The sequence below is a fragment of the Mycobacterium sp. 1423905.2 genome (genome assembly GCF_001673155.1).
GTDB lineage: Bacteria > Actinomycetota > Actinomycetes > Mycobacteriales > Mycobacteriaceae > Mycobacterium.
Genome location: NZ_LZLE01000300.1, coordinates 1 through 5,801, shown reverse-complemented (window position 1 = coordinate 5,801; position 5,801 = coordinate 1). Strand labels below are relative to the sequence as shown.

Annotated in this window: 6 protein-coding genes and 1 pseudogene; 6 read left to right on the top strand and 1 reads right to left on the bottom strand. The window is 67.7% G+C overall.

What is annotated here, in order from left to right; genetic code table 11:
• The 5 genes from A9W95_RS19875 to proB all read left to right on the top strand — a co-directional run.
• A partial coding sequence (locus A9W95_RS19875; RefSeq protein ID WP_172826665.1) for a ribonuclease E/G occupies window positions 1-876 on the top strand: 876 nt, incomplete at its 5' end.
• A 194-nt stretch (window positions 877-1,070) separates the two neighbouring features.
• On the top strand, window positions 1,071-1,382 hold the full coding sequence (gene rplU / locus A9W95_RS19870) for a 50S ribosomal protein L21 (RefSeq protein ID WP_067416650.1): 312 nt from the start codon (window positions 1,071-1,073) through the stop codon (window positions 1,380-1,382).
• A 14-nt stretch (window positions 1,383-1,396) separates the two neighbouring features.
• A complete protein-coding gene (gene rpmA, locus A9W95_RS19865; protein WP_067416647.1) occupies window positions 1,397-1,663 on the top strand; it encodes a 50S ribosomal protein L27 in 267 nt (88 codons plus the stop codon).
• A gap of 97 nt (window positions 1,664-1,760) precedes the next feature.
• Window positions 1,761-3,212 carry a GTPase ObgE gene (gene obgE / locus A9W95_RS19860; protein ID WP_067416644.1) on the top strand — a complete coding sequence of 484 codons (1,452 nt, stop codon included), beginning with the start codon at window positions 1,761-1,763 and terminating at the stop codon, window positions 3,210-3,212.
• Window positions 3,212-4,318: a glutamate 5-kinase gene (gene proB, locus A9W95_RS19855; RefSeq protein ID WP_067416642.1), complete on the top strand. Its 1,107-nt coding sequence runs from the start codon at window positions 3,212-3,214 to the stop codon at window positions 4,316-4,318. The genes obgE and proB overlap by 1 nt, the downstream gene beginning before the upstream one ends.
• Window positions 4,319-4,323: 5 nt before the next feature.
• On the opposite strand, the gene A9W95_RS19850 is transcribed toward proB, so the two are convergent.
• Window positions 4,324-4,962, bottom strand: coding sequence for a TetR/AcrR family transcriptional regulator (locus tag A9W95_RS19850; RefSeq protein WP_067416653.1), 639 nt, complete (start codon window positions 4,960-4,962; stop codon window positions 4,324-4,326).
• A gap of 115 nt (window positions 4,963-5,077) precedes the next feature.
• Here A9W95_RS19850 and A9W95_RS19845 point away from each other — a divergent pair.
• A pseudogene (locus tag A9W95_RS19845) lies at window positions 5,078-5,801 on the top strand (cytochrome P450); the annotation flags it as partial.

Below are 5,801 nucleotides of genomic sequence, written 5' to 3'. Positions count from 1 at the left end.
CGCGACATCGGCGGCATCGTGGTCATCGACTTCATCGACATGGTGCTCGAATCCAACCGGGATCTGGTGCTGCGGCGGCTCACCGAGGCGCTGGCCCGCGACCGCACCCGCCACCAAGTGTCCGAGGTGACGTCGCTGGGCCTGGTGCAGTTGACCCGCAAGCGGCTGGGCACCGGCTTGATCGAAGCGTTCTCCACCTCCTGCCCGAATTGCAGCGGCCGCGGGATCTTGCTGCACGCCGACCCCGTCGACTCGGCGCCGGCGACCGGGCGCAAGTCGGAGTCCGGCAGCCGCCGCAACCGGCGGTCGAAGAAAAACCGCTCCGAAGAGCCCACTGACAAGAACACTGACAAGAACATCGTGGCCAAGGTCCCGTCGCACGCGCCGGGCGAACACCCGATGTTCAAGGCCATGGCCGCGGCGGCCGATCGCGACGACGACGAGTCCGGTGACTCCGACGACGAACTCACCGCCGAGGCCGACGAGCAGACCCAAGAGCGCGCAGCCGCCGATCTGGACAGCGACGACAGCGAAGACGCCGACTTCGAGGACAGCGAGGACGACTCGGACGAGGACTCCGACGACGAGGACTCCGACGATGAGGACGAGCTCGACGACGAAGATCTCGACGAACTCGACGACGAAGACGACGAAGACGTCGACGACGAGGATGACGCCGAAGACGACGACGAGGACGAGGACGACGACCTCGACGAACTCGACTCTGACTCCGACACCGAGGATGCGGATTCCGACGAGGACGACACCGCGGACACCGCCGACCAGCCGCTGGCTTCGGCCGCATCGGCGGGGGAGCGCCCACGGCGCCGGCGGGCGGCAGGCCGACCGGCGGGCCCGCCCATCCACTCGGACTGAGACCGGGCCGGTTTGACCCTGTAGCCGCTGGTCAAGTACCCTTGGACAGTTGTCGTCAGGCTGCCAGGTCGGCCGGCGTCAGCGGGGCTCAGCTCAAAGAACCAGCTCAGGCCCGCACCCAAGACCCACCACCGCACCGCCGGGAGTTCGCGCGCCACGCGCCGAGCAGCGGCTGAGAACAGGCAGGAGCAACGATGGCGACCTACGCAATCGTCAAGACCGGCGGCAAGCAGTACAAGGTCGCCGTCGGAGACGTGGTCAAGGTCGAGAAGCTCGAATCCGAGCCCGGTGCGCAGGTGTCCCTGCCGGTCGCCCTGATGGTCGACGGTGCCGACGTCACTACCGACGCGGCCGCATTGGCCAACGTCGCGGTGACCGGTGAGGTCCTCGAGCACACCAAAGGCCCCAAGATCCGCATCCACAAGTTCAAGAACAAGACCGGCTACCACAAGCGTCAGGGGCACCGTCAGCAACTGACGGTCCTGAAGGTCACCGGCATCAACTAGCGAGGCGAGAAGACATGGCACACAAAAAGGGTGCTTCCAGCTCCCGTAACGGCCGCGACTCCGCCGCGCAGCGGCTGGGCGTCAAGCGATTCGGCGGCCAGGTCGTCAAAGCGGGCGAGATCCTGGTCCGTCAGCGCGGTACCAAGTTCCACCCGGGTGTGAACGTCGGGCGCGGCGGTGACGACACCCTGTTCGCCAAGGCTTCCGGCGCGGTCCAGTTCGGTGTCAAGCGCGGACGCAAGACCATCAGCATCGTGGGGCCGGCCAGCCAAGAGGCCTGATCCGGCGTCGTTCCAGTCGAGATCGACGTTTGTACAGCCGGCATCACTAGCTTGGCGAGACGTAGATTTCGGTTTGGAAGGTATGTAAGGAAGGCCGATGCCGCGATTTGTCGACCGCGTCGTCATCCACACGCGAGCGGGAAACGGCGGTAATGGCTGCGCGTCGGTCCATCGGGAGAAGTTCAAGCCGCTCGGCGGCCCAGACGGCGGGAACGGTGGCCGCGGCGGCAGCGTGGTCTTTGTCGTCGACCCGCAGGTGCATACCCTGCTCGACTTCCATTTCCGCCCCCACATCACCGCGCCGTCGGGCAAGCAGGGAATGGGCAGCAATCGCGACGGCGCCGCCGGTGCTGACCTGGAAGTCAAGGTGCCCGACGGCACTGTTGTGCTCGACGCACGCGGCCGGATCCTGGCCGACCTGGTGGGCGCGGGAACGCGTTTCGAAGCCGCCGCCGGTGGCCGCGGCGGGCTGGGCAACGCCGCGCTGGCCTCCCGGGCCCGCAAGGCCCCCGGCTTTGCCCTCCTGGGCGAACAAGGTGAAGCGCGCGACCTAACCCTCGAGCTCAAAACCGTCGCCGACGCCGGGTTGATCGGCTTCCCGTCGGCCGGCAAGTCGTCGCTGGTATCGGTCATCTCCGCGGCCAAGCCGAAGATCGCCGGCTACCCGTTCACCACACTTGCCCCCAACCTGGGTGTGGTTTCGGCGGGCGAGCATTCGTTCACGGTCGCCGACGTTCCCGGCTTGATCCCCGGCGCGTCCCAGGGCCGCGGCTTGGGTCTGGACTTCCTGCGGCACATCGAACGGTGCGCGGTTTTGGTGCACGTGGTGGACTGCGCCACCAACGAGCCGGGTCGCGACCCCATCTCCGATATCGACGCGTTGGAAGCCGAACTGGCGGCCTACACACCGACCCTGCAAGGTGACGCTGCGCTGGGCGACCTGGCAGAGCGGCCCCGCGCCGTGGTGCTCAACAAGATCGACGTGCCCGAGGCCCGCGAGCTGGCCGAGTTCGTCCACGACGAGATCGCGCAGCGCGGCTGGCCGGTCTTCATGGTGTCGACAGTCACTCGCGAGAACCTGCAGCCGTTGATTTTCGGGCTGTGGCAGATGATCACCGACTACCGTGCCGCCCAGCCGCATGTGGTGCCGCGCCGACCAGTGATCCGCCCGGTTCCGGTCGACGACAGCGGCTTCACGGTCGAACCGGACGGCCACGGAGGCTTCGTGGTAACCGGTGCGCGGCCCGAGCGCTGGGTGGGCCAGACCGACTTCGACAACGACGAGGCCATCGGCTACCTCGCGGATCGGCTGGCCCGGCTGGGTGTCGAGGAAGAACTGCTGCGGTTGGGCGCGCGGCCCGGTTGTGCGGTCACCATCGGCGACATGACGTTCGACTGGGAACCGCAGACCCCAGCCGGCGATCACGTCGCAATGTCGGGCCGGGGCACCGATGCGCGGCTGGACCGCACGGAGCGAGTCGGCGCCGCCGAGCGCAAGGCCGCCCGCCGGCAGCGCCGCGAGCACCCTCGGGGCGACGGAGAAGCCTGATGACCAGCCCGCACCGCGAAGCAGTCCGCACCGCGCGCAGCCTGGTCGTCAAAGTGGGGACCACCGCATTGACCACCCCGTCGGGCATGTTCGACGCCAGCCGGCTGGCCGAACTCGCCGACGCGATCGAGGCGCGGATGAAGGCAGGCTCTGACGTGGTCATCGTCTCCTCCGGCGCCATCGCCGCCGGCCTGGAACCGCTCGGATTACCCCGTCGGCCAAAGGATTTGGCGACCAAGCAGGCGGCGGCCAGCGTAGGCCAAGTCGCGCTGGTGAACTCGTGGAGCGCCGCGTTTGCCCGGTACGGCCGGACGGTGGGGCAGGTGCTGCTGACCGCGCACGACATCTCGATGCGGGTACAGCACACCAACGCCCAACGCACCCTCGACCGGCTGCGCTCGTTGCACGCGGTGGCGATCGTCAACGAGAACGACACGGTGGCCACCAACGAGATCCGGTTCGGCGACAACGATCGGCTCTCGGCGCTGGTGGCCCATCTGGTGGGTGCCGACGCCCTGGTGCTGTTGTCCGACATCGACGGACTCTACGACGCTGATCCTCGCAAGACGCCCGGAGCGCGGTTCATCCCCGAGGTTTCCGGGCCGGCCGATCTGGATGGCGTTGTCGCCGGAACGGGTAGTCATCTGGGCACCGGCGGCATGGCCTCGAAAATGTCGTCGGCGCTGCTGGCCGCCGACGCCGGCGTGCCGGTGCTACTGGCTCCGGCGACCGATGCCGCGTCCGCGCTCACTGACGCGTCGGTGGGCACGGTGTTCGCCGCCCGGCCCGAACGGATGTCGGCACGCCGGTTCTGGGTGCGTTACGCCGCCGAATCCGCCGGGTCGCTGACCCTGGACGAGGGCGCCGTGAGGGCCGTTGTCCGGCAACGCCGGTCTCTGCTGCCCGCCGGGATCACCGCCGTCTCCGGCCGATTCTTCGGCGGTGACGTCGTCGAGTTGGTCGGGCCGGACACGGCCATGGTGGCGCGCGGCGTCGTCGCCTACGACGCGACGGAGTTGGCTGCCATCATGGGCCGGTCCACCTCAGACCTGCCCGGCGAACTGCGCCGGCCGGCCGTGCACGCTGACGACCTGGTGGCCGTGTAGCACGCTCACTGTGCGGTGGCCGGTCGCAAATACAAGGCACCCCATACGATTTCAGTCAACGAGGTGGCCAGCTCAGCGTCGTACTCGGGCGGGCTGGCCGGTAGATTCTGCTGGCAGGCTCGCTCGACCATCCAGGTCAGCGCGCTAGCCGTGGTGGCTGCCGGCAGGTCACCGCGGATCGACCCGTCGGCCTGCCCGTCCCGAATCACCTGAGTCAATTGCTCCGACACGGCAGTCAACAACTCGCGGTAAGTCTCCGTGGTGACCGGGTCATAGGCGGCCATCTCGTTGAGCGCGACCAGCACCGGCTGATGACGGCGGTAGCTGGCGATGATCGCGGCCATCGCGGCTCGCACGTCGTCCGGGTCATGCCGCCAGGCCACCCCCCACCACCGCTGGGCGCCGGAGGTCAGATCACCGAACACCTGGCCGGCCAGACGGCGCAGCAGATCGCCTTTGTCTTCGAAATAGATGTAGAAGCTGGCGCGCGAAATACCGGCCTCGGTCGCCAGCCGATCCACGCTCAGCTCAGTGAAACTGGCGCCTTCGCGCATCAGCCGTTCGGTGGCCTCCAGCAACCGGCGTTCCATCTGCTCCCGGCGTAGCTGCCGATTGGCCTGGGACTTGCGAGTCACCGACGGCATGTCACCTCCTGCGAGCAGCAGCATAGTCGACGTCGCGACGTATTGACTAGACATAGTGTCTAGTCATAGGGTCATGCTGCGTGACCGAGGTCATAGTCAAGGGAGGACCGCCGCGATGACAACGACGTATTCGACAACCCGTCCGTACGACGCGGTCGACGTGTCCTCGCATGCGTTCTGGTCGGCGACCGCCGACGAACGGGACCGCTCGTTCGCCGTCCTGCGCGCCGAACGGCCGGTCAGCTGGCAACCGCCGGTCGAGGACAACCTGATGCACGACCCGGACGATCCCGGCTACTGGGCGGTCACCCGACGCGACGACATCGTCGCCGTCAGTCGCAACAGCGAGGTGTTCCTGTCCGGCAAGGGCGTCATGTTCGCCAACGTGCCCGAGGAACTGCTCGAAGCCTCCCAATCCTTCCTGGCCATGGACCCGCCGCGGCACACCAAGCTACGCAAGCTGGCCCACGCCGCCTTCACTCCCCGGCAGGTCCGCCGCATCGACGAATCGATCCAGAACAACGCCAAGAGCATTGTCGAGGAGTTGCGCGAGGCCGGCAGCGGCGCCGACTTCGTCGACCACTGCGCCAAGGAACTGCCCATCCGCACGCTGTCGGACATGGTCGGCATTCCGGAATCGGAACGCCAACGGGTTGCCCACGCCGCCGACGCGCTGGTGTCCTGGGCCGACCCGGTCTACCTCGATGGGCGTAACCCGCTCGAGGTGCTGCTGGAAAATCAGATCTATTTGCACCAGGTGGCCGGATCGCTGGCCGCCGAGCGCCGCCGGCACCCCGGTGACGACCTGTTCAGCAGCCTGGTAACCGCCGAAGTCGACG